The following is a 25,148-nucleotide window of genomic DNA, read 5'->3' on the forward strand; positions in this document are numbered from 1 at the left end:
CTGAAATACCCAACCGTCGTCATACTCGGGCTTGCCCCGAGTATCTTTTGGTTTTGGAAGGAAAAGCAGATACTCGGGTCAGGCCCGAGTATGACGCAAATGTTTTAAGTTATCGAAAAGAATTTTGCAAAGCTCTCAACCCGGATATAACGTGTGTTCCGAATATTTTCAGACAGGCATGGGATAGGCCTGTCTGAAAGCCTTATTTGTCCAAACCCTGATCTTTCAACCAGCCGGCCAGATGTTCGGCCACTTGTTGGTTGTTCAAATCGCTGAACGGAAAATGGGTGTTGCCTTTGATGCCCACTTTGGGCAGGTGCACCAGCGTGGCTTTGCCGCCGTGTTTGTTGACGGTGTTTACCCAATCTTGCGCCAGTTTCATGCGCATATACCATTGGTCGCCGCCTTGAGTGCCATCGGGAGCGTCGGGGATAAAGTCGCCGAAGTAGATCACAATCGGGATTTGTATGAGGCGGCGGAAGGTGTCGGCGTCGGTTTTCATCGGGGCGATGTTGCCGAAGCGGTTTTCCATCACCGGCGGCACTTCGCCTTCGGGGAAGGGGAAGTTGCCCGGCTCGTAGGCCACCACGGCTTTGACGTTGGGGTTTTGGCCGGCAATCAGCCAGCCGAACGCACCGCCGGCGGAGTGGGTAACCAGAATGCCGCCGCCGATTTTATCGAACAGCGCGCCCATGCTGCCGGTAATCGCGGCGGCATCGGTGGGGCCGGTGTCGGGGGTGATGGTGCGGAAGAATTGTTGCAGCGCGGCTTGATCTTGCGGAAACGCTACACCTTGGTTGAAGTTCGGGTAGCTGCCGATGCGGAACTGGGCGAACCAGAATTGATCGTCGGGGGTGGCTTTGATTTCAGAACCAACTGTGCTGCGGACGGCTTGTCCGCGGCGCGGCTGGTCAACCAGATACACGGGGTAGCGTTTGCGCAGGAAGATGTTTTGGAAGCCTTCGCGGCCGTCGGGCGTGGTCTGCCAAGCGCGCATGGAGCCGCCGTAGCCGTGCAGGAACACCAGCGGCAGGCTGCGGGCGCGTTCGGGGATTTGGTAGAACACGGCGGCGTGGTCGCCGTGCAGGGTTTGGCCGCCGGCTTGGGTGGAAGCCTGATAAACGTTCCAGAAGTCGTTGTTGTTGCCTTTTAAGGCGGCGGGGTTGGCATCGTAGCGGCCTTCGCTGGTTTTTACGGTACCGCCGACGGCGAAACTGCCTTGTTCCGCCAGCGTGAGGCGGCCGTTGCCGCTTTGGGCACAGGCGCCCAACGCGAGGGATAAGGCGGCGAGCAATAAGGTTTTTTTCATGGGTTTTCTTCCTTTGCGGGTTGTTCAGACGGCCTAAACTTCGGTTTTATTGTCCGCCGTATTTGTAAAACGCGGTGGCGCCGCCGTCGATGAGAATGTCGCTGCCGGTGATGTAGCCGCCGCTGGGGCCAAACAGCAATTCCGCCAAGGCGGCTATTTCGTCGGGCGTGCCGCCGCGTCCGGCGGGGGCTTTGGCCAGCATGTCGCGGTAAAACGCGCCGCGTTCGGGGCTGGTGAGTTCGTCATAGGCCAAGGGTGTGAACACGATGCCGGCGCTGATGCAGTTGATGCGCGCGCCGCGTTTGCCCCAGCGCACGGCTTCGGCCTGCACGCGCAGGGCGTTGCCGCGCTTGGCGATTTGGTAGGCGCGCAAGCTGTCGTCAATAGCGCGCACAAAGGGCAGATTCAATAACTCTTCGGCAGGCAGCAAGGCCAAATCGTCGGCCTGCTGTTGCGTGAGTTCGTCCACTTTCAAGCGGAGGGAAGATTGCGAGCCGATCACAACGGCGGCGCCTTGCGGCGCGATGATGTCGCCGAAATATTCAAACACCAGCGCCGCGCCATACAAATCCACGCGCAAAATATCTTGCGGCGCGGCTTGCGAAGGCGACAGCCCCGCCGTATGCACCACACCCGCCACATCACCCAAGGCTTGGGCGGTTTGCGCCAAAGCGGCTACCGATTCGCGCTCGGCCACATTTACCGCGGCGGTGCTGCATTCAAAACCTGCTTCGCGCAAGGTTTTGGCAGCCTGTTCGGCATTTTCCGGTTTGATGTCTGCCAACAGGATATGTTTGCCGATGCTGATGCGGCGGGCAATGGCTTGCGCAATCGCGCCGCTGCCGATGATGACGTTAACAGGTTTCATGGCGCTCTCCTAACGGCCAGAGATGTTCAGCCGATCACACGGGTTTCGCTGATCATGAAATTGGCGATGCGTTGGCTGATGAGCCATTGGCCGCCTTGCTTCACATAAGTATCTTGATAGCGCACGCTGTGGTCTTGCAAAACCTGTTTGCCGTCTTGCTCGCCCACCAGTTTTACCGCGCAATAGTTGATGGCCTCGGCTTCGGTTTCGCTGCGGAAGGTCACGGTGTGTTGGCCGTTGAGGTGGTAAACGCTGTGAAACTGCGCCAGAAAGCTGCTGAAAACCTGTTCGATTTCTTCCCTGCCTTTGGCTTCGGCAAACAGTTTGCCGCCGATATAGGTGTTGACTTGGGCATCGGGGGTGAACAAGGGCATTTGCTCGGCCACGCGTTTTTCATCGGCCAGGTTGGAGAAGGTGTCCACCAAGTCTTTCAGGGCTTGGCGTTCAATCAGTTGGTTCGTGTTCATCGCTTTTCCTTTCTGTTGAAAAAATCAAACTTTGGCAATGCCGATGCTTTGGCGAATGCCCAATGTCTCGTTTTGCACCAATTTGCCAATAAAATCGGCAATGCTTTTGCGTGAAACGCTGTGGCCTTTGAAGGCTTCGCCTTTGTAAGTCAGCTCATAATCCACTTCCGCATCGTTGGTAAACCAGGCGGGGCGCAGAAGGGTAAAGTCCAGATCCGATTGCTCAACCACTTGGGCAGATTGGCGGTAAGGCTCCAAAACTGCGCCGTGATCTTCGCCTGTTTCGCCATAAATACCCATTGAGCTGATAAAAATCAAGCGCTTGACGCTGTTTTCTTTCATCGCCTGCACGATGTTTTGCGCCATGGCTTTCAGGTTGCCTGAAAGGCCGGCATACACCACATGCTGCCCCTGCATTGCGGCGCTTAATTGCGCTGCGTTCAGCACATCGCCTTCCACAACGCGCACGCGCTCGCCGGCAAATGGGCGCACCGAGGCGGCATTGCGGACAAACAGCGTTAAATGGTGCTCCGGGTTGGCCAATAAAACCGGGATAACCTGTTTGGCAAGGCTGCCGCCGGCACCCAGGATGAGGATATTTTTCATTTTGCTTTTCCGTTGACAATGATCAATCAATAAGTGGTGGCCACGGCTTGGCGCGCTTTCCATTGGCCGTTTTCCCGCACCAGTTGGTAATCGAGTTGCAAGGGCCAGGTGCCTTGCGCGCCCCAGATATGGGCGGCGGTGCGGCTGCGGCCGATAACGCGGGCGGTATCACCCTTTACGTTAGCCTGAACACTTTCCTCTGCCATGTTGAAATAGCGCATTTGGCCGTTTTCAATCTGCTGCAACCATTCGGCGCGGGATTGCCGGTAGCCGGTGATGTGGGTCAGGGTGAAGTCGGCGGTGGTCATGCGCGCAATGGCGGCGGTGTCCGCTTGCAGCATGGCGTGGTTCATGGCGTGGTAAAACTGCTCGGCAGACATGGTGTTTCCTTGGGAAAAAACGGCTGGGGAGAATAAAACGAGCGCTGTGCTGATAAGTAGATGTCGCATGAGACCTCCTTGTTTTCAGACGGCCTCAAACCGCTTCAGGCCGTCTGAAAGGTTGATACGCTTAATCGTGAATCTTCATGCCGCTCAACCATTTCACCCGCTCGGGGTCGCGGTGATCCAGAAACAGGCTTTTGCCGGTGTCGAGCGCGGCAATCTGTGCCATATCTTGCGCATCCAGCTCGAAATCGAAAATCTGCGCATTTTCCAGCACGCGGGCGGGAGTAACCGATTTGGGGATGACGGCAATGCCGCGCTGGTTGAGCCAGCGCAGAATCACTTGCGCCACGCTTTTGCCGTGTTTGGCGGCGATGGCCGACAGCACGGGATGCTTGAAAATATCGTTCTGCCCTTCGGCAAACGATGCCCAAGATTGGGTAAGGATGCCGTGTTCGCGATGAAATGCCAGCTCGCTTTCGCGCTGGTAAAACGGGTGCGTTTCAATTTGATTAACGGCCGGAACGATGCGGTTGTGCAGCATCAGATCCATTACACGGTCGGGGTGGAAGTTGGAAACACCGATGGCGCGGATTTTGCCGGCTTGTACTGCCGCCTCCATTGCCCGCCATGCGCCATGTACATCGCCATACGGCTGGTGGATAAGATACAAATCCAGATAATCCAAGCCGAGTTTTTGCAGCGAAGTGTCGATGGCTTTGGCGGCGGCGGCTTCACCGGCATCCTGCACCCACAGCTTGGTGGTGATGAACACGTCATCACGCGGCACACCGCTGGCACGGATGGCGCGGCCCACGGCTTCTTCATTGCCATAAGCGGCGGCGGTATCGATCAGGCGGTAGCCGCTTTGCAATGCGCCGACCACGGCCGCTTCGGTTTGCTCCGGTGCGATTTGGTACACACCGAAGCCCAGCATGGGCATGGTAATGCCGTTGTTGAGGGTTGCGGTTTTCATGGGCTTATCCTTTCTGCTAAAAACAGATTGCATTGTAAACCTGTTTTCCGGCGTTGATTAGCGGGGTAAAATCGCATGGCCTTGTGAATTTTTTTCAGTAATCCCACCGCCATGAAAGAAAACCTCAACCGCCTGCGCGCCTTCCTGATGGTAGTGCAAACCGGCAGTTTCGCCTTACAATAACAATGTTTTCACAACATTCCGAGCACCCGCAAATGTTTATTATTGCCTTAACCTACATCCGGCCGATAGCCGATATCGAAGCGAATCTGCAAGCACACCGCCAATTTCTGGACAAGTATTATGCAGACGGCATGTTCTTGTTATCCGGCAGCAAAGAACCGCGCAACGGCGGCATCATCATTGCCAAAGCGGGCAGCTTGGCGGAAGTGCAGAAAATTGTTCAAGAAGATCCTTTCCACCAGGCAAACGTGGCGGAATATGAAATCACCGAATTCCTGCCCTCGAAAACCGCGGCGGATTTGGTGCAATATCGGGAGCTGTAAATCCCGCTGCCCCAAATGCCCGATCACCTCAAAAAACTACCAATCGCCATGAAAGAAAACCTCAACGACCTGCGCGCCTTTTTAATGGTGGCGCAAACCGGCAGCTTTACCAAAGCGGGCGCGTAGATGGGCGTTTCCGCCTCGGCGTTAAGCCATGCCATCCGCGCGATTGAAGAGCGCCTGCAAATCAAGCTCTTTCACCGCACCACGCGCAGCATTTCGCTTACCGGCGCGGGCGAGCAGCTTTATGCCGAACTCTCGCCGCTGTTTGAAGCGGTTGATGCCAGCATCGACAATCTAGGCAGCTTCCGCAACACCCTGCGCGGCAGCCTGCGCATCAACGGCAACAGCCATGCCTTTGCCCATGTGCTGCGCGACAAATTGCAGGCATTTATCGGCGCGCATCCTGAAGTGGAAATGGAGTTGGTCAGCGAGCTGCGCTTCGTCGATATTGTTGCCGAGCGTTTCGATGCCGGCATCCGCCTTGACGGCGATGTGGCCAAAGATATGGTGGCGGTGCGCATTTCGCCCCCGCTGTACCTGCGCGTGGTCGGCAGCCCCGATTATTTTGCCCGCCACGGCGTGCCGCAACAGCCGGATGACTTGGCCGCCCACGCCTGCCATTCCACGCGCCTGCCCACTTCCGGCGGCGTGCTGTCATGGGAGTTCCGCCACCCCGAAAGCGGTGCGAAAGTGCTGTTTGCCCCGCAAGGGCGCGTGCTGGCCAACAGCAGCGAAGTGCTGAAAAATCTGGCCTTGGCCGGACAGGGGCTGGTTTGGCTGTTCGACGAAATCGTGCGGCAGGAACTCGATAGCGGCGCCTTGGTGAGCGTACTCGACGATTGGGCGATGCGCTACGACGGTTATTACTTGTATTACCCCAACCGCCGTATGAATTCGCCGCTGCTCAAAGCGCTGGTGGCGACGTTGCGGGAATAGCGAAAAGAAGTTTTTGGCGGTATTTTTGAATTTTGCAATGACTTCAGGCCGAAGCCTTTACAGAAATCCTTTCAGCCTCTTAAAACCTCTGCGTCATACTCGAGCTTGACGGGATACAGATATTTTCAGGAGCGAACCGACGTTAAAAAAGCCCCGGGCCGTCTGAAAAACTTTTCAGACGGCCCGGGGCTTTTTTAAAGATTGAGGCCTTTGCAAAATTCAACACCACCTGAAAAACCTGATTTCCGTCATTCCCGCGCAGGCGGGAATCTGGATCTATCGGTTTCAGAAATATTTAGAAATGACAGAAAGTTTAAATCCGTCATTCCTGCCTGCGCGGGAATGACGGATGAAAGGTTTCTGAATATTTTCAGGTTTTGCAAAGGTATCAACATATATAAAATCAGGTCAATCGGTAAGCTTGTAAACCGCACGGTATGCCAGAACACTCGGCAAAAAAACCCGATATTATAAATGCCGTCAATATCATGTTTTTTTCTAACACTTAATAAACAATAGGAGTATAACCACCAGTACGATAACCTTCTACATACTCAATATACTCTACTGGGTGTTCAAACCAATGACCTATTGCCATTCCCGTCAAACCACCTATTGTAGACCCAATAGGCCCCGCATAACTTCCTAAACCTCCACCGATTGCTCCACCGACCGCAGCTCCCCAACCAGGGCTTGAAAATCCACCTGAAACATACTGCAATTTATGCTCTGTCAAAGCTTTCATCATCAAACTCCTTTAATCATGTGAATCAAATGAAAAACGTAATTCCGTTTACGGTACTGTTTCCGACAAAGCCGATGATAGGAAAGTTTTGAGATTTAAACGTTTTGACTCTCCGATACTTTATATTGACAAACTTTAATTATTGATTTTAAATATATTTTTATGCTAGAGTATTCTTAAGCACCGATCCTGCGGGGTTTGGAAACAGGCTTCAGAGCAGCCCTGCCAACCGTTCCACAACTGCTTGCGCCGCCTGCCGTTTGCCGATTTCGGGAAACGCGGTTTCGCCCGTTTCGGTGATGATGGTGATGCGGTTGACCGTTTTGCCCATCGCCGTTGCCACATCGTTGGCCACCAGCATGGGAATGCCTTTTTTCACCCGCTTGGCGCGGGCGTGTTCCAGCACATTTTCGCTTTCGGCGGCAAAGCCCACGCAAAACGGCGGTTCGGGCAGCTTCGCCACCGATGCGAGGATGTCGGGGTTTTCTTCCAGCTCGATAAGTGGCGGTTCGCCGCCCGTGTTTTTTTTGATTTTCTGCGCGCTGCTGTTTTTCACTTTGTAATCCGCTACCGCCGCCACCGAAATGAAAACGTTTTGGCCGCCGATGCGGTTCATCACCGCGCGGTACATGGCCTCAGCGCTGACGGCCTGTTCGGCGTGCGCCAAACCTGCGGGCAGGGCCGTCTGAATCTGGCCGTAAATCAGGGTAACTTCCGCCCCGGCGGCGCGGCAGGCGCGGGCGAGCGCCATGCCCATCCGGCCGCTGGAAATATTGGTGATGCCGCGCACGGGGTCGATGGCTTCAAAGGTTGCGCCCGCCGTTACCAACACTTTTTTGCCCTGCAATAATTTGGGTGTCCACATATCGGGCAGCAGGTCGGCAAGCTCGGCTGCTTCGGGCATGCGCCCGATGCCGGTTTCGCCGCAGGCCTGCTCGCCTTCGGCGGGCTGGAACACGGTGATGCCGTCTGAAATCAGGCGGGCGATGTTGCGTTGGTTGGCGGGGTTGGACCACATTTCCACATTCATGGCGGGGGCGACGGCCAGCGGGCATTTGCGGGCGGCGGCCAGGTTGGTGAGCAGGTTGTCGGCAATGCCGCCTGCGATTTTGGCGATGGTGTTGGCGGTGGCGGGCGCAATCAGAAATACATCGGCTTCGCGGGTGAGGTTGATGTGCGCCATGCCGTTGCCGCCTTGCCCGCCGCCGTGGGTTTCGGCCAGCACGGGGTTGCCGCTCAAGGCTTGGAAAGTGAGCGGCGATACGAATTCCGCCGCCGCGCGGCTCATCGCCACGGTTACGCTGTGCCCTTGTTTTTTCAAGAGGCGCACGAGTTCGCAGGATTTGTAGGCGGCGATGCCGCCGCTGATGCCGAGTAGGATGTGTTTGCTCATGATTGGGTTTTGTTTTGGTGTGAAAGGCCGTCTGAAAAACGGCCGGTAACTTTTTCAGACGGCCTTATTGCTCGGAAGCGGCTGCGGCAGACGCCAGAGCCTGCTGCTGGTGCTGCACGAGTTCGGCCACGCCTTTCTGCCCGAGCCGCACCAGCTCGCCCAATTCTTCCATGCTGAACGGCGCGCCTTCCGCCGTGCCCTGTATTTCGATGATTTTGCCCGAAGCCGTCATCACCATATTGACATCGCTCTCGCAGCCGGAATCTTCGGGGTAATCCAAATCCAGCAGCGGCACGCCGCCGACCACGCCGGCCGACACAGCCGCCACGGCTTCGCGCACGGGGTTGTGCAGCAGCATATCCGCCGCCAATAGTTTATCCACCGCCATCTGCAAGGCCACAAACGCACCCGTGATGCTGGCGGTGCGCGTGCCGCCGTCGGCTTGGATAACGTCGCAGTCGATTAAAATCTGCCGCTCGCCCAGGCTTTCCAAATCCACCACCGCGCGCAGCGAGCGGCCGATCAGGCGCTGGATTTCCTGAGTGCGCCCGCTCTGTTTGCCCGCCGCAGCCTCGCGGCGCATACGCGAAGCGGTGGATGCGGGCAGCATACCGTATTCCGCCGTTACCCAGCCCTGCCCTTTGCCGCGCAGAAACGGCGGCACGTTCTCGTCAATCGAAGCGGTGCAGATTACTTTGGTGTTACCGCATTCGATTAACACCGAGCCGTCGGCATGGGGCAGAAAATCGGGGGTGATGCGGATTTCGCGCAAAGCATCGGCTGCGCGCGAAGTGCGGGTGTAGGCAGTCATCGGTTTTATTCCTCAAATTCGATACGCGCGGATTATAACATGCGCAGATATGGTATATTTCGGCCGATTTCACTCGCAAACACCACACGGAGTAAAACACCATGACCATCCACAGCATGACCGGCTTTGCCAACGCCGCAGGCGAATGCGGCGCCAAACGCATCAACTTGGAAGTGCGCGCCGTCAACCACCGCTATCTCGACGTGCAGTTCCGTATGCCCGACGATTTGCGCCATCTCGAAAGCAGCCTGCGCGAAAGCATCGCCGCCCGCGCCGCCCGGGGCAAGCTCGAGTGCCGCATCCAGGTTCAAGACATCGCATCAGGCGCGCAAAGCCTGAGCGTGAATCAGGATTTGGTGGCGCAACTGGCCGGGATCAACAAAAAATGGCGCAAAAAACACGAAGGCTTGGGCAAGCTCACCGTGGCCGATATTTTGAAGTTTCCCGGCGTGCTCGCCAGCCAAAACGAAGACGAAGAAGCCTTCGCCCAAACCGTGCAGCAACTGTTAAACCAAGCCTTAAACGATTTTGCCGCCGCCCGCGGGCGCGAAGGCGAAAAACTGGCGCAGCACCTGCTGAGCCGCCTGGACGAAATGGAAAACATCATCAACAACTTAAGCGGCATTTTCCCCAACCTGCTCGAAGCGCATATGGAAAAAGTGAGAGGCCGTCTGAAAGAAGCGGTGGAAACCATCGACAACGACCGCCTGCAACAGGAATTCACCCTGTTTATGCAAAAGTCCGACGTCGACGAAGAATTCAGCCGCCTGCGCACCCACATCGGCGAAGTGCGCCGCATCGTTACCACCGCCAAAGGCAGCGTGGGCAAACGTTTGGATTTTCTGATGCAGGAACTCAACCGCGAAGCCAACACGCTGGGCAGCAAGACCATCGCCGCCGAATGCACGCAGGCATCGGTGGAATTGAAAGTGCTGATCGAGCAGATGCGCGAACAGGTGCAGAATATCGAATAAACGCTTGCTCCTGATTCATTGTTTTTTTTATCATATTTATTTGCCGTCATGCCCGGGCTTAGCCCGAGCATGACGGCTGTGTTTTCCACATAAAACCAGAGATTCTGCAAACCCATACAGGCCGAGACCTTTGCAAAAAAGCCGTTTTAATCCTGAATGTATGATATTCCGTCATACTCGGGCTTGACCCGAGTATCTCTTTTGCTTCTAAAACAAACAGATGCTCGGGTCAAGCCCGAGCATGACGCAAGTGTTTTAAGGTGCCTAAAAGAATTTTGCAAAGGTCTCAGGCCGTCTGAAAATCATTTTCAGACGGCCTGAGACCTTTCAAAAACAACCCGCCCGCAGCCGTTCCGCCCTACCCGCCCTGTGCTACAATTCCATTCCCTTTTCCACTCCACCGCAAACCGCCATGACCACACCCGCCATCGAACACGTTCAAGCCGTTGCCTTTGATTTGGACGGCACGCTCTGCGATTCCGTGCAAGACCTCGCCGCCGCTGCCAACGCCACCCGCGAACACATGGGGCTGCCGCCGCTGCCCGAACACACCGTGGAAAGCTACGTCGGCGACGGCCTCGCCAACCTCGTCCACCGCGTGCTCACCGACAGCCGCGACGGCCAAGTAGACCAAAACCGCTGGGAGCAGGCATTTACCTTTTTCATCCGCTACTACCGCGAACACCTGAGCGTGTTCACCCGCCCCTATCCCGAAACCGAAGCCGGCTTGAGCCTGCTCAAATCGCTGGGCATTCCGCTGGTGGTGATCACCAACAAAAACGAAGTGCTGGCCGCCGAGCTGCTGAAACAGCTGCACCTGGCCGATTATTTCAGCCTGATCCTCGGCGGCGACAGCCTGCCCGAAAAAAAACCCAGCCCGCTGCCGCTGCTGCACGCCGCCGAAGTGCTCGGCATCGCCCCCGCCGATATGCTGATGGTGGGCGATTCCGCCAACGACATCCTCGCCGCCAAAGCCGCCGGCTGCCTGAGCGTGGGCGTAACCTTCGGCTACGGCGACATGACCCTGCTCTCGCAAGAGCCTGCCACCAAACCCGACTGGCTGATCGGCTCGCTGCCCGAAATCTACGAAAACCTGCAACCGCAAAAAGCGCAGGACGAATAACGTTGAGGCCGAAACCTTTGCAAGTTATGCCGGCATTTTAAAACCCCTGCGCCATACTCGGGCTTGGCCCGATCATCTTGCTGTTTCGAAAGAAATAGAGATACCCGGGTCAAGCCCGAATATCACGGCGGCCGGGTATTTCAGACGGCCAAAACTGCTTGCAAAAACCTCAGGCCGTCTGAAAAAATCCTTTTCAGACGGCCTCAAACATTCCTGAAAAACCCTTTTCCAACCAGCAATGAAACCGCAAAAATCCCTGCGCGCCCGCGCCCTCGACATTCTTTCCCGCCGGGAAACCAGCCGCGCCGAACTCAAACGCAAGCTCGCCCCGCACGCCGAAAGCGAAGAAGAACTCGAGCAGCTTTTAAACGAGCTGGCCGAACGCCGTTGGCAGTCCGACGAGCGTTTCGCCGAAACCTACGTGCACAGCAAAAGCCGCCAACACGGCCGCCTGCGCCTGCAACAGGCCTTGCAGGCCAAAGGCGTGAGCGAAAACACCGCCCGCGGTTTCCTGCCCGACCGCGACAGCGAACTGCAAACCGCCGTGGCCGTGCTGCGCAAAAAGTTCAAAGCCCCCGCCGCCGATTTGAAAGAAAAACAAAAACAGGCGCGCTTTCTCGCCTATCGCGGTTTCGATACGGACATCATTCAAACCGCTTTGAAAAACGGCTGGAACGATGACGAAGAATGGGAATAACGCCAACGCCTGCAAAATATTATTCAAGCCGAAACCTTTGCCAAAAATGCCTTAAGGCCGTCTGAAACATCCAACCGCCGCCATACTCGGGCTTGCCCCGAGTATCTTATTGTTCCAAAAGAAATAACAGATGCCCGGGTCAAGCCCGAGCATGACGCAAAACTTTAAAATACCGAAACGGCTTGTAAAAACCACAGGCCGAGACCTTTGCAAGTCGTTTAGGCCGTCTGAAATGTTTCAGACGGCCTGAATTGCCTTTACAGCCGACAACCGCACTCAGCCGCCCTACCCCATCATATCCAGCCGCGCCTGCGGCGGCAGCAGCAACTGGTAGGCGGGCACGCCGAGGGCGAGCGCCATTTTTTCGATGTTAGACAACGCAATATTCCAGCGTTTGCGTTCCACCGCCGAAACATAAGTGCGGTCCAACCCGCACCGGCGCGCCAGCTCTTCTTGCGACCAACCTTTGTTCACGCGGAAAAGGCGCATATTGTAGGCCAGCACGGCGCGCAAATCTTCTTCTGCGGGCAGCTCGGCGGGTGCGGTCAGTTTGTTGCTCATGATGTTTCCTTTGTGAATTTGCTTTCACGGATTTTACTTCACTATCAGAAAAAATCAATACGCCCGCCTGAAACCGGGCAAACCCATCTGCACGCCCGATAAAAAAACCGCCACCGCGACAACCCGCCGCCTTGCAGCAGTTTTTATCAGTTTCCCGATATTTGCCCTCTACTGCCAAATGCTTATTGGCCGGAACGGTTTTTGCGCAGGCTTTCCAATTCGTCTAACAGCTGCATAATCAGCGCGGTGGCGGGAATGCTGGCTTCAAAATCGCGGCTGATACGGCGGGCGCGGCGCAGGCGGGCGAGTTGGAAGCCGCTGAACAAGGCTTCGTCGGGGCGGCCGCTCACGGAAATGATTTCTTCTTCAATCACGCTCACCACCCAATCGCGGTCGTCGTTGCAGGCGCGGACGATTTCGTTGAAGGTGAGTTGCACATCGTATTCTTGGTTCATGGTTTATCCTTTCACTCCGTAATGTTCCGCCAGTTTCTGCCAGGCGGCGCGGTCGGCTTCGCTGTCGGCGCGCGGCAGCACGATATTGACGGTCAAATACAAATCGCCCGCTTCTTTGGCCGGAATGCCTTTGCCTTTCAGGCGCAGGTTTTGGCCGGTGCGGCTGTTGGCGGGAATATTGATGTTCAAACGGCCTGCGGGGGTGGCCGCCTCCATTTTGCCGCCGGCTGCCGCCGTCCACGGCATCACGTCGATGCGCTGGTAAACGTCTTTGCCGTTTTTCACATATAGGTTTTCCGATTCGTGAAAGCGCACTTTCAAATACAAATCGCCGTTGGCACCGCCGTTAAATCCGGGCAAACCCTGGCCGCGCAGGCGGATTTGCTGCCCTTCGCCGATACCTTTGGGAATTTTCACATGCAGGGCTTTGCGCTCGTAGGCCATTTGGCCGTCGGCGTTGAGCGTGGGCATATCAATGCTCAAACTGCGCTCGCTGCCTGCATAGGCAGCGGCAATGTCTATGCTGAGTTCGGCGTGTTGGTCTTCGCCCTGCACGGGGCCGCTCGGGCGCGACGCGCGGCGCTGCTGTGCTTGGCCGAAAGCGGAAAAGATGTCGTCGAAGCGGAAGTCGCCGCTGCCGAAAGGCTGGCCGTCGCCGAAGCGGCTGCTGTCGAAATGGTAATACTGATAGCCGTCTGCACCCGGGTTGAAGCCGCCTTCGAATCCGCCGAAACCTTCAAACCCGCCCTGCCCCGCGCCGGCCTGTTGGCGCGCTTTAAACGGGTTGGCGAGCATTTCGTCGTATTCGGCGCGTTTTTCCGGGTCTTTCAGGGTGTTGTAGGCGAGGTTGATTTCGCTGGTTTTTTGGTCGGCGTCGGGGTCTTTGCTGACGTCGGGGTGGTATCGGCGCACCAGTTTGCGGTAGGCCTTTTTGATTTCGGCAATATCCGCTTCTTTAGACACGCCGAGTATTTCGTAATAATTTTTTTCGGTTGCCATAATTGCTTTCTGTTCAGTGTCAATGTTGTTCACGCGCCCGCCCCGGAAGGCGGTGCTTTTAATAGATTTTGAAGTATAGTGAATTCAAATAAAAACTCCGAAATGAAATAACTGCATTCAAACTTGCAATTGGGCGATATGCTAAAGAATCGTTTTACCCTACTTCGGCATTCTTATTTTAATCCACTATAATGATACTAAACGGAAAATCAAGAGCGGGCGCACAAAAATAATCGAAAGGCCGTCTGAAAAGTTTTCAGACGGCCTTTCGATTGCGGGCGGATCTAGTGGCTTAAATTCAGAATAGGACAAGGCGCCGAGCCGAAGACAGTACAGATAGTACGGCAAGGCGAGGCAACGCTGTACTATTTTAAATTTAAGCCACTATAAATCAGCCCAAATGCACTTCGATGTTGTCGATCAGGCGTGTGCCGCCCAAACGCGCGGCGGCGAGTATCACCAGGTTTTTGTCGCCCGCGTGGGCAACGCTCAAATCGTCGGCGCGGCGCACTTCGATGTAATCGACCGTCCAGCCGGCTTCGCCGAGGCGTTGCGCGGCGGTCTGTTCGAGCACGGCATAAGCGAGGTTGCCGCTGCGGACGGCATCGGCGATGGCGCGCAGTTCGCGGTAAAGGCGGGGGGCTTCGGCGCGTTCCTGTTCGCTTAAATATTGGTTGCGGCTGGAAAGGGCGAGGCCGTCTGAAGCGCGGCCGGTATCCACCGGCACGATGTCGATGTTGATGTTGAGGTCTTCCACCAAGCCTTTAATCACGGCCAGCTGCTGGTAGTCTTTCTTGCCGAAACAGGCCGCATCGGGCTGCACAATGTTGAACAGTTTGGTCACCACGGTGGCCACGCCGCGGAAATGGCCGGGGCGGAATTTGCCGCACAATTCGTTTTGCAGGTTGGGCGGCTCCACGTTGTAACGCTGCTCCACATTGGGATACAGCTCTTTTTCGTCGGGCGCGAACACCACGGCTACGCCTTCGTTTTCCAGTTTGGCGGCATCCTGCTGCAAGGTGCGCGGGTATTTGTCGAAATCTTCACCCTGGCCGAATTGCAGGCGGTTGACGAAAATGCTCACCACCACGTTGCCGGCGCGTTTTTTGGCTTCGCGCACCAATGCCAGATGGCCTTCGTGCAGGTTGCCCATGGTCGGCACGAAGGCAACCGTTCCGGCGTTTTTGCGCCACTCGCGCAATTCGTGAATCGTGTGGATGATTTGCATAGGGTTTTCCTGAAAAACTTTCAGACGGCCTGAAGCGTTCAGAAAGGCCGTCTGAAAAAATTAGAACGTATGTTCGGCTGCGGGAAAGGTTTTGTTTTTCACCGCCGCCACATAAGCCGCCACGGCTGCCTGGATGCTGGTTTGCCCTTCCATAAAGTTTTTCACGAAACGGGCGGTTTTGCCAGGAAACACGCCCAGCATATCGTGCATCACCAGCACTTGGCCGTCGCAATCCGCGCCCGCGCCGATGCCGATGGTGGGGCAGCGCACGCTTTCGGTTACCTGTTTGCCCAGAGCGGCGGGCACGCATTCCATCAAAACCAGCGCCGCACCGGCCTTGTCGTGCGCTTCGGCATCGTTGAGCAGGGCTTGGGCTTTGTCGCCCTTGCCTTGCACTTTATAGCCGCCGAAAGCGTGCACCGACTGCGGCGTTAAACCGATATGGGCGCACACGGGAATGCCGCGCAACTGCAAAAATTCGGTGGTTTCGGCCATCCACACGCCGCCTTCGAGCTTAACCATATGCGCGCCGGCAGCCATCAGCTCTGCCGCGGCGGCAAACGCCTGCTCTTTGCTCTGTTGATAAGTGCCGAACGGCAAATCGCTGATAATCATAGCGTTTTTTGTGCCGCGTGCCACAGCGGCGGTGTGGTAGCACATATCGCCGAGGCTAACGGGCAAAGTGGATTGCTGCCCCTGCACGGTCATGCCGAGCGAATCACCCACCAGCAAAACATCTACGCCGGCATTATCCATCAGCGCGGCGAAGCTGGCTTCGTAGGCAGTGAGCATGGCGATTTTTTCGCCTTCGGCTTTCATTTTTTGCAGGGTGTTGACGGTAATCATGTTTCAGACGGCCTCTGGGTTAAGACGGGGCATATTATGGGGTTTTTCCGGCAAAATGCAACCAAAGCAAAACAGCCCAACCGCTGGGGTCAGGCTGTTTTTAATGTGGTGCCGGCACCAAGAGTCGAACTCGGGACCTTCTGATTACAAGTCAGCTGCTCTACCAACTGAGCTATACCGGCTGAAAGAAGCGCGTATTATGCCCGCCTTCTCTGGCTTTGGCAAGCGCTTTTGCAGCGGCTCTGAAAAAACTTTTTAAAGATATTGTTTTGTTGGTGAATTATTTTCAGGCGGCCTGAAGCGCTGCAAATCATGTATGATTGGCGGCAAATATTTCCGATTTGAAAGGCACCGTTATGAAACTGGTCGAAATCACTTATTATCCGGTTAAATCGATGCGCGGCATTTCAACGGAGCGCGCCGAAATCCGCCCCGAAGGGCTGCCGCACGACAGGGAATGGCTGCTCAGCTCGCCCGACGGGCACTTCATTACCGCACGGCAGTTTCCGCAGCTGCTGCTTTGGCAGGCCGAGCCGGTTTCAGACGGCCTCAAACTAACCGCGCCCGACGGCGGCAGCCTCACCGTTTACCATAACCATTTCAACCGCACCGGCGAAGTTTCGGTTTGGAAAGACACCTTTGCCGCACACCACGGCGACGAACGCGCCGATGCCTGGCTGAGCGGCAAAATCGGCACACCCTGCCGTTTGAACTGGCTGGGCGGCAGCAGCGCACGCATATTGGGCTATTCGCAAACACCGCTGTCGTTTGCCGACGGCGCACCTTACCTGCTGGCTAACACGGCTTCGTTGCAGGCACTCAACGGCAGTTTGGAAACGCCCGTAGAAATGCGCCGCTTCCGCACCAACTTGGTGTTCGACGGCACGAAGGCTTACGAAGAAGAAGGCTGGCAACGCATCGCCGTTGGCCCGGTGGCATTCGAACTGTTCAAGCCCTGCACCCGCTGCGTGATGACCACGGTGGATTTGGCCAGCGGCGAAAAACATCCGCAACAGCAACCGCTGAAAACGTTGGCCAAAACCCGCAAAGCCATTTTCGGCGTGAACATGGTGGCGCTGGACACCGGCAGCGTGACCGTGGGCGACAAGGTGGAAGTGCTGGCGTAGGCAGTTTGAAAACTTAGCAAACCCGCCGCCGCGCCCGAAACCGTGCAGCATGCTCCGCACCTGTGCGATACGTTGACAGCACTTTCGCCGTATCCGGGTTTGACCCGAATAGCTTTTTGAGACCTTTGCAAAACTGCCTTCAGGCCGTTTGAAATGTTTGATTTCGTCATTAGCTTTACAAGCCCGAGCATGACGAAACGGTTGCCAAGCAAATGGTTTTACTATAAGTGCTCTGCAAAACAACAGGCCGTCTGAAAACATTTTCAGACGGCCTGAGCCACACTTAAGCGGTTAACCCGTTATTCCTCGGCGGGGGCGGCCGCTTGTGCTGGGGCTTCCAACAGGGCTTTGATAGACAGGCGCACGCGGCCGCGGTCGTCCACTTCCACCGCTTTCACGTTTACCGTTTGGCCCACTTGCAGGTAGTCGCTCACGTTGCGCACGCGCTCGTGGGCGATTTGGCTGATGTGCACCAAACCGTCTTTGCCGGGAATCACCGAAACGATGGCGCCGACATTGTTGTCGAGCAGTTTCAGCACCGTGCCGGTGTACACCTTGCCCACCTCTACTTCGGCGGTGATTTCTTCGATACGTTTCTTCGCCGCTTCGCCCGCTTCGGCGGTGGTGGCGGCGATGGTTACGGTGCCGTCGTCGGCGATGTTGATCTCGGTGCCGGTTTCGGCGGTGATGCCGCGGATGGTTTCGCCGCCCTTGCCGATTACGTCGCGGATTTTGTCTTGGTGGATTTTCATGGTAAACAGGCGCGGGGCATGGGCGGACAGCTCTTGCGGGCCGTCAACCGCTTCTTTCATCTGCGCCAGAATGTGCATACGCGCTTCTTTGGCCTGCTCCAGAGCAATCTGCATGATTTCTTTGGTGATGCCCTGGATTTTGATGTCCATTTGCAGCGCGGTTACGCCGTTGGTGGTGCCGGCCACTTTGAAATCCATATCGCCCAAGTGGTCTTCGTCGCCCAAAATGTCGGTTAATACGGCGAACTTGTTGTTTTCGAGAATCAGGCCCATGGCGATGCCGGCAACGTGTGCTTTCAGGGGCACGCCGGCCGAGAGCAGGCTCAGGCAGCCGCCGCACACGGAAGCCATAGAAGAAGAGCCGTTAGACTCGGTGATTTCGGAAACCACGCGCATGGTGTAGCTGAACTCTTCGGGAGAAGGCAGCACGGCCACCAACGCGCGTTTGGCCAGGCGGCCGTGGCCGATTTCGCGGCGTTTGGGCGCGCCCATACGGCCGACTTCGCCGGTGGAATACGGCGGGAAGTTGTAGTGCAGCATAAAGCGGTCGGTGTATTCGCCGCTTAAGGCGTCGATGATTTGCTCGTCGCGCGAGGTGCCCAAAGTGGCAACGGCCAGCGCCTGGGTTTCGCCGCGGGTAAACAGGGCGGAGCCGTGGGTGCGCGGCAACACGCCGGTTTGGATGTTGATGGGGCGCACGGTGCGGGTGTCGCGGCCGTCGATGCGCGGCTGGCCGTCGAGAATCTGGCCGCGAACCACGTCGGCTTCCAGTTGTTTGAAGATGCCTTTGATTTGGTTGGCGCGCAAGGTGTCGGTTTCTTCGGTAACCAGCGCGTCTTTCACTGCCGCCCATGCTTCGTCGAGCTTGGCCGAACGGGCTTGTTTCTGGCGGATTTTGAACGCTTCGGAAATGGTGGCGCCGGCGATTTCGCGGATTTTTTCCACCAGCGCGGTATCGGTTTCGGGAGCCTGCCAATCCCATACTTCGGGGTTCACTTCGTCGGCCAGCTCGTTGATGGCGTTAATCACGGCCTGCATCTGCTCGTGGCCGTACACCACCGCGCCCAGCATCACGTGCTCGGGCAGCTCGCGCGCTTCAGATTCCACCATCAGCACGGCTTTCTGCGTGCCGGCCACCACCAAATCCATTTGCGAACGGGCAAGCTGGGCTTTGGTGGGGTTGAGCACGTAAACGTTGTTCACATAACCCACACGGGCGGCACCGATGGGGCCGGCAAACGGCACGCCGCTCAACACGAGCGCGGCCGATGCGCCGATCATGGCGGGGATGTCGGAATCGATTTCGGGGTCAACGGAAACCACCATCGCCACCACTTGGATGTCGTGGTAGAAGCCTTCGGGGAACAGCGGGCGGATGGGGCGGTCGATCAGGCGGCTGGTGAGGATTTCTTTTTCGCTCTGTTTGCCTTCGCGTTTGAAGAAACCGCCGGGGATTTTGCCTGCGGCGTAGGTGCGCTCGAGATAATCTACGGTGAGGGGGAAGAAATCTTGGCCTTCTTTAACGTCTTTATTGGCGGTAACGGCCACCAGCACGACGGTGTCGCCCATCGACACTTTTACCGCCGCAGCGGCCTGGCGGGCGATTTCGCCGGTTTCGATGGTTACGGTTTGCTCGCCGTATTGGAAGGTTTTAACGTGTTTGTTAAACATTCTATGCCTTTCGGTTAGGGCCGCCGCCGCTAAAACACTAATGATGCACACATCTTATATGTGCATGGTTAGGGTTTCAGGCGGGCTTCGGCCGGGTTTGGTTATGAAATTTTTTCAGACGGCCTGCCGGTGCCGTCTGAAAAAAAGCGATTATAACGTTAAAAGGCTCGGAATCCAAACAGTATAAAGATGATACAAGATGCGCCGCCGTATTTTTTCAGGCGGCGGAACATTCGGTAAAAAGCATAAAAGCCCCGCATGGTTTGCAGGGCTTTTAAAAAACGCTATCCGGTGCCTGGCGGATTTGGGCAGACTGGCACGCCCACGGGGATTCGAACCCCGGTTGCCGCCGTGAAAGGGCAGTGTCCTAGGCCTCTAGACGATGGGCGCGTAACCGAAGCGCGCACTATACCGATGCCGTTTGCGCTTGTCAATCGGGCAGGCCGGCGCAACCTTTCAGACGGCCTTTGCCTGCTGTATAATGCGGCGGTTTCACTTCAGAGAAATGCCATGTGGTTCAAACAAATCAGCTTTTACCCCTTAAACAAAAACAAACTGCCCGAGCTTGAAACGCTGGCGGACAAACTGGCCGAAGCGCAGTTCGCTCCCTGCTCGGGTTTGGACTGGTTCAGCGAGGGCTTTGCCGCGCCGGTTTCATTTTCGCCCGAAACAGTGTTTCCCGCCGATTACACGTGGCGCGTGGCGCTGAAAAAAGAAGAAAAAGTGCTGCCTGCCGGCGTGATCCGCGATATCTTGGAAGAACGCGTGGCCGAGATTCAAAACGCCGAGGCCCGCAATGTGGGCCGCAAGGAAAAACAGGAATTAAAAGAACAGATCACCGATGATCTGCTGCCGCGTGCCTTTACCCGCAGCAGCCGCACGCAGGCCGTTTTCGATACCAAGCACGGTTATCTGTTTGTGAACAACGCTTCCGCAACCAAAGCCGAAGGCATGCTCACCAAGCTGCGCGAAGCGCTGGGCGGTTTGGAAGCGAACCTGCCCAACACCAAACAGTCGCCGGGCAGCCTGATGACAAGCTGGCTGTTGCAGGGTGCCGCCGAGGGCGGTTTCGAGCTGGACAGCGACTGCGAGCTGAAAGGCACCGGCGATGTGGCGCCGGTGGTGAAAGTGTCGAAGCAGGATTTAACCGCCGACGAAGTGGTCCAACACGTTAAAAACGGCAAAACCGTTACCCAACTGGGTTTGGTGTGGCGCGAACAGATTGCATTCGTGTTCACGCAGGACTTCACGCTCAAGCGCATCCAGTATCTCGACGTATTGCAGGAAGAAGCCGAAGGCCACGGCGACGACGCAGCCAGCCTGGCTTTCGCCTCGCAGATTCTGATGACCGAATCGTTAAGTACCATGCTGGAAGAGCTGGCGGGCTATTTGGGCGGCTGGCAGGAATAAAACGTGGCCGTCTGAAAAACCGCACGTTTAACGGTAGAATACGTTTTCAGACGGCACGAGACCTTTGCAAAAAACCCAGATGTGGATGCAGTTCAAGGCGTAGCAGCACAGCGAGCGCAGACATATCAAGTGGATAGGCAAGCGAGCGAGCAGCGCACAACGCAGAAATGCGCCACAGATGGGGGCTTTGCAAAGGTCTCGGCCTGTGCAACCAACAAGATTGAGAGAACTTATGAGCATCAAATCCGACAAATGGATACGCCGCATGAGCGAAGAGTTCGGCATGATCGAACCTTACGAGCCTAACCAGGTGAAAGAAATCGACGGCCGCAAAATCATTTCATACGGCACGTCGAGCTACGGCTACGATATCCGCTGCGCCAACGAATTCAAGATTTTCACCAACATCAACAGCACCATCGTCGACCCGAAAAACTTCGACCCGAAAAACTTCGTTACGGTAGAAGACGACTGCTGCATCATCCCGCCCAACTCTTTCGCCTTGGCGCGCACGGTGGAATATTTCCGCATTCCCCGCAACGTGTTAACCGTGTGCTTGGGCAAATCCACCTACGCCCGCTGCGGCATCATCGTAAACGTTACCCCGTTCGAGCCGGAATGGGAGGGCTACGTTACGCTGGAGTTTTCCAACACCACCCCGCTGCCCGCCAAAATCTACGCCGGCGAAGGCGTGGCGCAGGTGCTGTTTTTCGAAAGCGACGAAGTGTGCGAAACCTCTTATAAAGACCGCAACGGCAAATATATGGGGCAAACCGGCGTTACCCTGCCGAAAACCTGAGCGCGCACCAAAGCCTGCGCAAACCCGGCCCCAACTTGAAAATAGTTATTCCGCTTCACTCCCAATCTGGATTCGGGCGTAAACGAAGCGTTTTAAGCTGCCCAATAACCCTTCGCAAAAGCGGCGCCTACCGGTGTTTCGGTTGGCGCCGCTTTTTTATCCCGCTGTCGGGCCGCCATGCTTTTCTGTTTGCTTTAGATTAAACAATCGGCATCTTCCCGCTTTCAGACGGCCTCGCATGGAAACTTATTTTTCTTGAACAGTCTCAAATGAGAATAATTACCAAAAAAGGACTTTCAACATGACCAAATTATGCGCTTCCCCAACCAACCGCAAAGTGATTCTCTGGACCACCCTGATCGGCGGCTTTTTCAGCTCTCTGGTGAAATGGGGTTCCGAAGTGAATATGCCGCCGCGCATGCCCGGCGAAATTTCGCCGCCGGGCGCCAATATCGACGCATGGCTGGGCTGGCTCGGTTTCAACCAGCATTCGCTCGATTATGTGTATCAGGGCAACAGCGTATTGGGTGCGGTAACGCTTTACCACTGGCTGTTCAGCTTTGTGTTCGCCTTTGTTTACGTGTGGGGCTCGGTGTATTGGCCGAAAATCCGCCTGTGGTACGGCGCGTTTTACGGCATTCTGATTACCGTGGTGATGCACGGGCTGCTGATTCCGATGTTCGGCTTCCGTAATCCCGCCTATGCCGACGGCGCGGTAGGCTGGATGTGGAACCTCAACGCGGCCGAACACATCAGCGAATTTCTCGGCCATATTTATTGGTCGGTATCCATCGAAGTGTGCATGATTGCCGTGCTGGCTTATTATGCGCGGCCGATTAAGGGCGACTGGGCGGAACGTTAACCCCGGCAGTTTAAGGCTAATGTAAAAAAGCGGGGCTTCAGCCCGCTTTTTTTGCCACCCGCCCAAGACAAACGGTTTTGCTTTTTCCCCTTGATTTTTTATGACAAAAATTTAAACACAAACCCAATCAAGCCTTTACGGCTTGCCCACAAAAGCTATGGATAACTTTGTGGAAAGTTTGTGAAATCAGCTTATTTTCCCCGAAAAATCGGGCTTCGGCCATGATTGCACAAAATTTAAGCCCAAATTTAAAGTTTATATTTATCAAAAAGTTATGATGATTTTTAAGTTGTCAAGCATTCAGGCGGCAGCGGTCGTTTCATCCGATACGGCCTGTGTGGATAAAGAAATCCAACCGGTTGACAAAACGGACAAAAGCAGCAAACCCACATCTGCCAAAGGCTTACCGCAATTTTATGCCGTCTGAAAGAAAGCCGGGAGGATATTTCAATGCCCCAGCAGCAAAACCAGCGACACCGAAAAAAACGAAATAATCGTTACCGCCAGCATTGCGGCGGCGGTTTGACGCTCGAAACCGTATTGCTGGCCGAAAATGGCATACATGCTGGCCATCGGCACGCTGGCGAGCAATGCGCCGGCAAACAGCGTGTCTTTATCGGCACCGAACAGCCGCAAACAAACCACCACCAACGCGGGAAACAGCAGCAGCTTGCCTGCCGCGATAAAGCTGATGTCTTTGATATTGCCGCGTATTTCCAAGCCATACAGGCTGCTGCCGATCACAAACAGCGCCAGCGGCGAAGTGGCTGAAGCCAGCATGGCGCTGAGTTTTTCCAGCACCGCCGGCACATGGATATTGCCGACGGCAAACACCAGCGCAATCAACAGCGCCATAATAATCGGATTTTTCAGCAGGTTTTTGGCAATGCGCAGCAAAGTGGCGGTAATATCGGCATGGCCGCCCTTAGCCAGATCGATCAACACAAACATCAGCGGCAGAATCAGAATATTTTCAATCAGCGCATTCATGGCGAAAAACACACCGGCGGGTGCGCCCACCGCCATCAGCAGCAGCGGGTAGCCGATAAAGCCCGTGTTCGACATACCCGTGCCCAAACCGTTGAGCACCGCCAACACCTTATCCTGCCCGCGCCGGCGGCTCACCAGCCAGCCCGCCAGAAACGCCAGCAGCGATGCCAGCGCATAGCCGTAGAGGTAATCGGCTTTCAGCACATCGGCAATCGGGCGCGTGGCAATCGCCGAAAACACCAGCATCGGCATACCGATGCGGACGACAAACTTGCCCATGCCCGCAAACTGTTCGCGGGTGAAAAAGTCGAAACGGGCGGCAAAATAACCCATGCCGATAATAATGAACACCGGAGCGGTGATAGAAAGAATGGCAAACATAAGCTGACCGGGCCGTCTGAAAACGCAGGAAATCTGCCCTATTTTAACAGAGCGCGGTTATGACAGTCGTTTAAATAAGGCATCGGCAAACAAAGATTTTTTCGCGCTCACGGTGATACAGCCTTGCAAAATAAAAATCAGGCAAGGCCGCGGCAGCAGAAAGGCGGAACAGCGCGGTATCATTTTTATTTTGAAAGGCTGAGCCTTTGCAAGTCGTTTAGGCCGTCTGAAATATTCAACCATCGTCATGCCCGCGTAGGCGGGAATGACGAGGCATAAACCTATTCAAGTTTAAATTGGTTTTTTGCAAAGATCTCAGGCGATAAAACAGCCCGCCCCCTTTAAGCCGCACAGCGCAGCAGTTAAAATACAGGCTGCACACACAAAGGATTTCCGCCATGCAAACCCGCTTACCGTTTTTCAGCCTGATCCGCGTTGCCGGCGACGACCGCGCCGCCTTTCTGCACGGCCAGCTTTCCAACGATATCAACAATCTGCCACCCGGTTCGGCCTGTTACGCCACCTACAACACCCCAAAAGGCCGCGTGATTGCCAATATGCTGGTGCTCAACCGCGGCGACGATTTGCTGCTGGCCACGGCTGCCGATTTGGCCGAAACCGTAACCAAACGCTTGCGTATGTTTGTTTTGCGCGCCAAAGCCGTGTTCGAGCCGCTGCCGGATTTTGCCGCTGCCTGCGAACTGCCGCCGCAAACCCCGCCGCACCCCGCCGCCGGCCCTTCCCTCTCATTTGCCGCAGAAGAAAACAACGGCGTGTGGACTATTATGCTGCCCCATCAAGGCCGTCTGAAAATCGGCGCGGCGGCAGATTTGCCCGCATACGACGCCGCCGCTGAAAACGTCTGGAACCTGCACGAAATCGAAAGCGGTTATCCGTGGATCAGCGCCGCCACCAGCGAAAGCTGCGTCGCCCAAATGCTCAACCAGCACACCATCGGCGGTGTGCATTTCAAAAAAGGCTGTTACCCCGGGCAGGAAATCATCGCCCGCGCCCAATACCGCGGCCAAGTCAAGCGCGGTTTGGCCGTGCTCGAAAGCTCCTCGCTCGAAGCGGCCGGCGTGGCGGTACACAGCGGCGGCGAAGAGGCCGGCATCATCATCAACAGCGCTTTAACCGCAAGCGGCAGCATCAGTTTGGCGGTGATTAAATTCTCCGCCGCAAAAACGCCTTTAACCGATGCCGACGGCAACGCGCTGCAAACCGGCAAAGTATTTTTTAAAACCGATAGCGAATAAGTTTTTTCAGACGG

28 protein-coding genes and 2 tRNA genes are annotated in these 25,148 nt (G+C 55.9%); 11 read left to right on the forward strand and 19 right to left on the reverse strand.

Going from position 1 to position 25,148, the window contains the following annotated elements; all coding sequences use genetic code 11:
* Nucleotides 1-202 precede the first annotated feature (202 nt).
* The 6 genes from H3L92_RS06305 to H3L92_RS06330 all read right to left on the reverse strand — a co-directional run bounded on the left by H3L92_RS06305 (nt 203) and on the right by H3L92_RS06330 (nt 4,609).
* Nucleotides 203-1,309: an alpha/beta hydrolase gene (locus tag H3L92_RS06305; protein ID WP_085365954.1), complete on the reverse strand. Its 1,107-nt coding sequence runs from the start codon at nt 1,307-1,309 to the stop codon at nt 203-205.
* 46 nt (nt 1,310-1,355) lie between these two features.
* Nucleotides 1,356-2,177 (reverse strand): SDR family oxidoreductase, encoded by an 822-nt coding sequence (locus H3L92_RS06310; RefSeq protein ID WP_085365955.1) that lies wholly within the window; start codon nt 2,175-2,177, stop codon nt 1,356-1,358.
* Nucleotides 2,178-2,203: 26 nt separating this feature from the next.
* Nucleotides 2,204-2,644 (reverse strand): nuclear transport factor 2 family protein, encoded by a 441-nt coding sequence (locus H3L92_RS06315; RefSeq protein ID WP_085365956.1) that lies wholly within the window; start codon nt 2,642-2,644, stop codon nt 2,204-2,206.
* Nucleotides 2,645-2,668: 24 nt separating this feature from the next.
* On the reverse strand, nt 2,669-3,250 hold the full coding sequence (locus tag H3L92_RS06320) for an NAD(P)H-binding protein (protein ID WP_085365957.1): 582 nt from the start codon (nt 3,248-3,250) through the stop codon (nt 2,669-2,671).
* 26 nt (nt 3,251-3,276) lie between these two features.
* Nucleotides 3,277-3,630 (reverse strand): nuclear transport factor 2 family protein, encoded by a 354-nt coding sequence (locus H3L92_RS06325; RefSeq protein WP_158088149.1) that lies wholly within the window; start codon nt 3,628-3,630, stop codon nt 3,277-3,279.
* 130 nt (nt 3,631-3,760) lie between these two features.
* On the reverse strand, nt 3,761-4,609 hold the full coding sequence (locus H3L92_RS06330; RefSeq protein ID WP_085365959.1) for an aldo/keto reductase: 849 nt from the start codon (nt 4,607-4,609) through the stop codon (nt 3,761-3,763).
* A gap of 215 nt (nt 4,610-4,824) precedes the next feature.
* Between H3L92_RS06330 and H3L92_RS06335 the strand changes: the two genes are divergently transcribed.
* From H3L92_RS06335 to H3L92_RS06340, 3 genes are read left to right on the forward strand one after another with little or no spacing between them, the layout of a single operon-like run.
* A complete protein-coding gene (locus tag H3L92_RS06335; protein ID WP_085365980.1) occupies nt 4,825-5,115 on the forward strand; it encodes a YciI family protein in 291 nt (96 codons plus the stop codon).
* 15 nt (nt 5,116-5,130) lie between these two features.
* The gene (locus tag H3L92_RS13020; protein WP_211276414.1) at nt 5,131-5,241 is read left to right on the forward strand and encodes a LysR family transcriptional regulator; all 111 of its coding nucleotides are present in this window, start codon (nt 5,131-5,133) and stop codon (nt 5,239-5,241) included.
* Nucleotides 5,242-6,054, forward strand: a complete 813-nt coding sequence (locus H3L92_RS06340; protein WP_211276415.1) for a LysR family transcriptional regulator — start codon at nt 5,242-5,244, stop codon at nt 6,052-6,054.
* Between the two features lie 505 nt (nt 6,055-6,559).
* Here the strand turns inward: H3L92_RS06340 and H3L92_RS06345 are convergent.
* From H3L92_RS06345 to rph, 3 genes are all read right to left on the reverse strand, one after another.
* On the reverse strand, nt 6,560-6,802 hold the full coding sequence (locus H3L92_RS06345) for a hypothetical protein (protein ID WP_143824337.1): 243 nt from the start codon (nt 6,800-6,802) through the stop codon (nt 6,560-6,562).
* A 208-nt stretch (nt 6,803-7,010) separates the two neighbouring features.
* Nucleotides 7,011-8,192: a bifunctional phosphopantothenoylcysteine decarboxylase/phosphopantothenate--cysteine ligase CoaBC gene (gene coaBC, locus H3L92_RS06350; protein WP_085365960.1), complete on the reverse strand. Its 1,182-nt coding sequence runs from the start codon at nt 8,190-8,192 to the stop codon at nt 7,011-7,013.
* A gap of 64 nt (nt 8,193-8,256) precedes the next feature.
* On the reverse strand, nt 8,257-9,003 hold the full coding sequence (gene rph, locus H3L92_RS06355; RefSeq protein WP_085365961.1) for a ribonuclease PH: 747 nt from the start codon (nt 9,001-9,003) through the stop codon (nt 8,257-8,259).
* Between the two features lie 101 nt (nt 9,004-9,104).
* Between rph and H3L92_RS06360 the strand changes: the two genes are divergently transcribed.
* The 3 genes from H3L92_RS06360 (at nt 9,105) to recX (ending at nt 11,797) form a co-directional block, all read left to right on the forward strand.
* Nucleotides 9,105-9,977, forward strand: coding sequence for a YicC/YloC family endoribonuclease (locus H3L92_RS06360; RefSeq protein WP_085365962.1), 873 nt, complete (start codon nt 9,105-9,107; stop codon nt 9,975-9,977).
* A 412-nt stretch (nt 9,978-10,389) separates the two neighbouring features.
* Nucleotides 10,390-11,100 (forward strand): phosphoglycolate phosphatase, encoded by a 711-nt coding sequence (locus tag H3L92_RS06365; RefSeq protein ID WP_085365963.1) that lies wholly within the window; start codon nt 10,390-10,392, stop codon nt 11,098-11,100.
* 238 nt (nt 11,101-11,338) lie between these two features.
* Nucleotides 11,339-11,797, forward strand: a complete 459-nt coding sequence (gene recX / locus H3L92_RS06370; RefSeq protein ID WP_085365964.1) for a recombination regulator RecX — start codon at nt 11,339-11,341, stop codon at nt 11,795-11,797.
* Between the two features lie 285 nt (nt 11,798-12,082).
* On the opposite strand, the gene H3L92_RS06375 is transcribed toward recX, so the two are convergent.
* The 6 genes from H3L92_RS06375 to H3L92_RS06400 all read right to left on the reverse strand — a co-directional run bounded on the left by H3L92_RS06375 (nt 12,083) and on the right by H3L92_RS06400 (nt 16,068).
* Nucleotides 12,083-12,358: a helix-turn-helix domain-containing protein gene (locus H3L92_RS06375; protein ID WP_085365965.1), complete on the reverse strand. Its 276-nt coding sequence runs from the start codon at nt 12,356-12,358 to the stop codon at nt 12,083-12,085.
* A 182-nt stretch (nt 12,359-12,540) separates the two neighbouring features.
* Nucleotides 12,541-12,813, reverse strand: a complete 273-nt coding sequence (locus H3L92_RS06380) for a chaperone modulator CbpM (protein WP_085365966.1) — start codon at nt 12,811-12,813, stop codon at nt 12,541-12,543.
* A gap of 3 nt (nt 12,814-12,816) precedes the next feature.
* Entirely contained in the window at nt 12,817-13,812 is a 996-nt protein-coding gene (locus H3L92_RS06385) for a DnaJ C-terminal domain-containing protein (RefSeq protein ID WP_085365967.1), read from the reverse strand.
* Between the two features lie 391 nt (nt 13,813-14,203).
* Nucleotides 14,204-15,040, reverse strand: coding sequence for a pantoate--beta-alanine ligase (panC, locus tag H3L92_RS06390; protein WP_085365968.1), 837 nt, complete (start codon nt 15,038-15,040; stop codon nt 14,204-14,206).
* Between the two features lie 60 nt (nt 15,041-15,100).
* Nucleotides 15,101-15,886 carry a 3-methyl-2-oxobutanoate hydroxymethyltransferase gene (panB, locus tag H3L92_RS06395; protein ID WP_085365969.1) on the reverse strand — a complete coding sequence of 262 codons (786 nt, stop codon included), beginning with the start codon at nt 15,884-15,886 and terminating at the stop codon, nt 15,101-15,103.
* A gap of 106 nt (nt 15,887-15,992) precedes the next feature.
* A tRNA-Thr gene (locus H3L92_RS06400) sits at nt 15,993-16,068 on the reverse strand.
* A gap of 174 nt (nt 16,069-16,242) precedes the next feature.
* Here H3L92_RS06400 and H3L92_RS06405 point away from each other — a divergent pair.
* Nucleotides 16,243-17,013: an MOSC domain-containing protein gene (locus H3L92_RS06405; RefSeq protein ID WP_085365970.1), complete on the forward strand. Its 771-nt coding sequence runs from the start codon at nt 16,243-16,245 to the stop codon at nt 17,011-17,013.
* A 299-nt stretch (nt 17,014-17,312) separates the two neighbouring features.
* Here H3L92_RS06405 and pnp read toward each other — a convergent pair whose 3' ends face one another.
* Together pnp and H3L92_RS06415 are read right to left on the reverse strand one after the other, a co-directional pair.
* Nucleotides 17,313-19,436, reverse strand: coding sequence for a polyribonucleotide nucleotidyltransferase (pnp, locus tag H3L92_RS06410; RefSeq protein ID WP_085365971.1), 2,124 nt, complete (start codon nt 19,434-19,436; stop codon nt 17,313-17,315).
* Nucleotides 19,437-19,750: 314 nt separating this feature from the next.
* Nucleotides 19,751-19,826 (reverse strand) — tRNA-Glu (locus H3L92_RS06415).
* Nucleotides 19,827-19,946: 120 nt separating this feature from the next.
* Here H3L92_RS06415 and H3L92_RS06420 point away from each other — a divergent pair.
* Nucleotides 19,947-20,846 (forward strand): recombination-associated protein RdgC, encoded by a 900-nt coding sequence (locus H3L92_RS06420; RefSeq protein ID WP_085365972.1) that lies wholly within the window; start codon nt 19,947-19,949, stop codon nt 20,844-20,846.
* A 46-nt stretch (nt 20,847-20,892) separates the two neighbouring features.
* On the opposite strand, the gene H3L92_RS13265 is transcribed toward H3L92_RS06420, so the two are convergent.
* Nucleotides 20,893-21,057 (reverse strand): lipoprotein signal peptidase, encoded by a 165-nt coding sequence (locus H3L92_RS13265; RefSeq protein WP_115336328.1) that lies wholly within the window; start codon nt 21,055-21,057, stop codon nt 20,893-20,895.
* Between the two features lie 21 nt (nt 21,058-21,078).
* Between H3L92_RS13265 and dcd the strand changes: the two genes are divergently transcribed.
* Together dcd and H3L92_RS06430 are read left to right on the forward strand one after the other, a co-directional pair.
* Nucleotides 21,079-21,645 carry a dCTP deaminase gene (gene dcd / locus H3L92_RS06425; RefSeq protein ID WP_085365974.1) on the forward strand — a complete coding sequence of 189 codons (567 nt, stop codon included), beginning with the start codon at nt 21,079-21,081 and terminating at the stop codon, nt 21,643-21,645.
* Nucleotides 21,646-21,946: 301 nt separating this feature from the next.
* The gene (locus tag H3L92_RS06430) at nt 21,947-22,507 is read left to right on the forward strand and encodes a YagU family protein (RefSeq protein ID WP_085365975.1); all 561 of its coding nucleotides are present in this window, start codon (nt 21,947-21,949) and stop codon (nt 22,505-22,507) included.
* A gap of 447 nt (nt 22,508-22,954) precedes the next feature.
* Here the strand turns inward: H3L92_RS06430 and H3L92_RS06435 are convergent, their stop codons facing one another.
* Nucleotides 22,955-23,878 (reverse strand): AEC family transporter, encoded by a 924-nt coding sequence (locus tag H3L92_RS06435; protein WP_085365976.1) that lies wholly within the window; start codon nt 23,876-23,878, stop codon nt 22,955-22,957.
* A 398-nt stretch (nt 23,879-24,276) separates the two neighbouring features.
* On the opposite strand from H3L92_RS06435, the gene ygfZ reads away from it, so the two are divergent.
* Nucleotides 24,277-25,134 carry a CAF17-like 4Fe-4S cluster assembly/insertion protein YgfZ gene (gene ygfZ / locus H3L92_RS06440; RefSeq protein ID WP_085365977.1) on the forward strand — a complete coding sequence of 286 codons (858 nt, stop codon included), beginning with the start codon at nt 24,277-24,279 and terminating at the stop codon, nt 25,132-25,134.
* Nucleotides 25,135-25,148 lie beyond the last annotated feature (14 nt).

Source organism: Neisseria dentiae, from assembly GCF_014055005.1.
GTDB classification, from domain to species: Bacteria; Pseudomonadota; Gammaproteobacteria; order Burkholderiales; family Neisseriaceae; genus Neisseria; species Neisseria dentiae.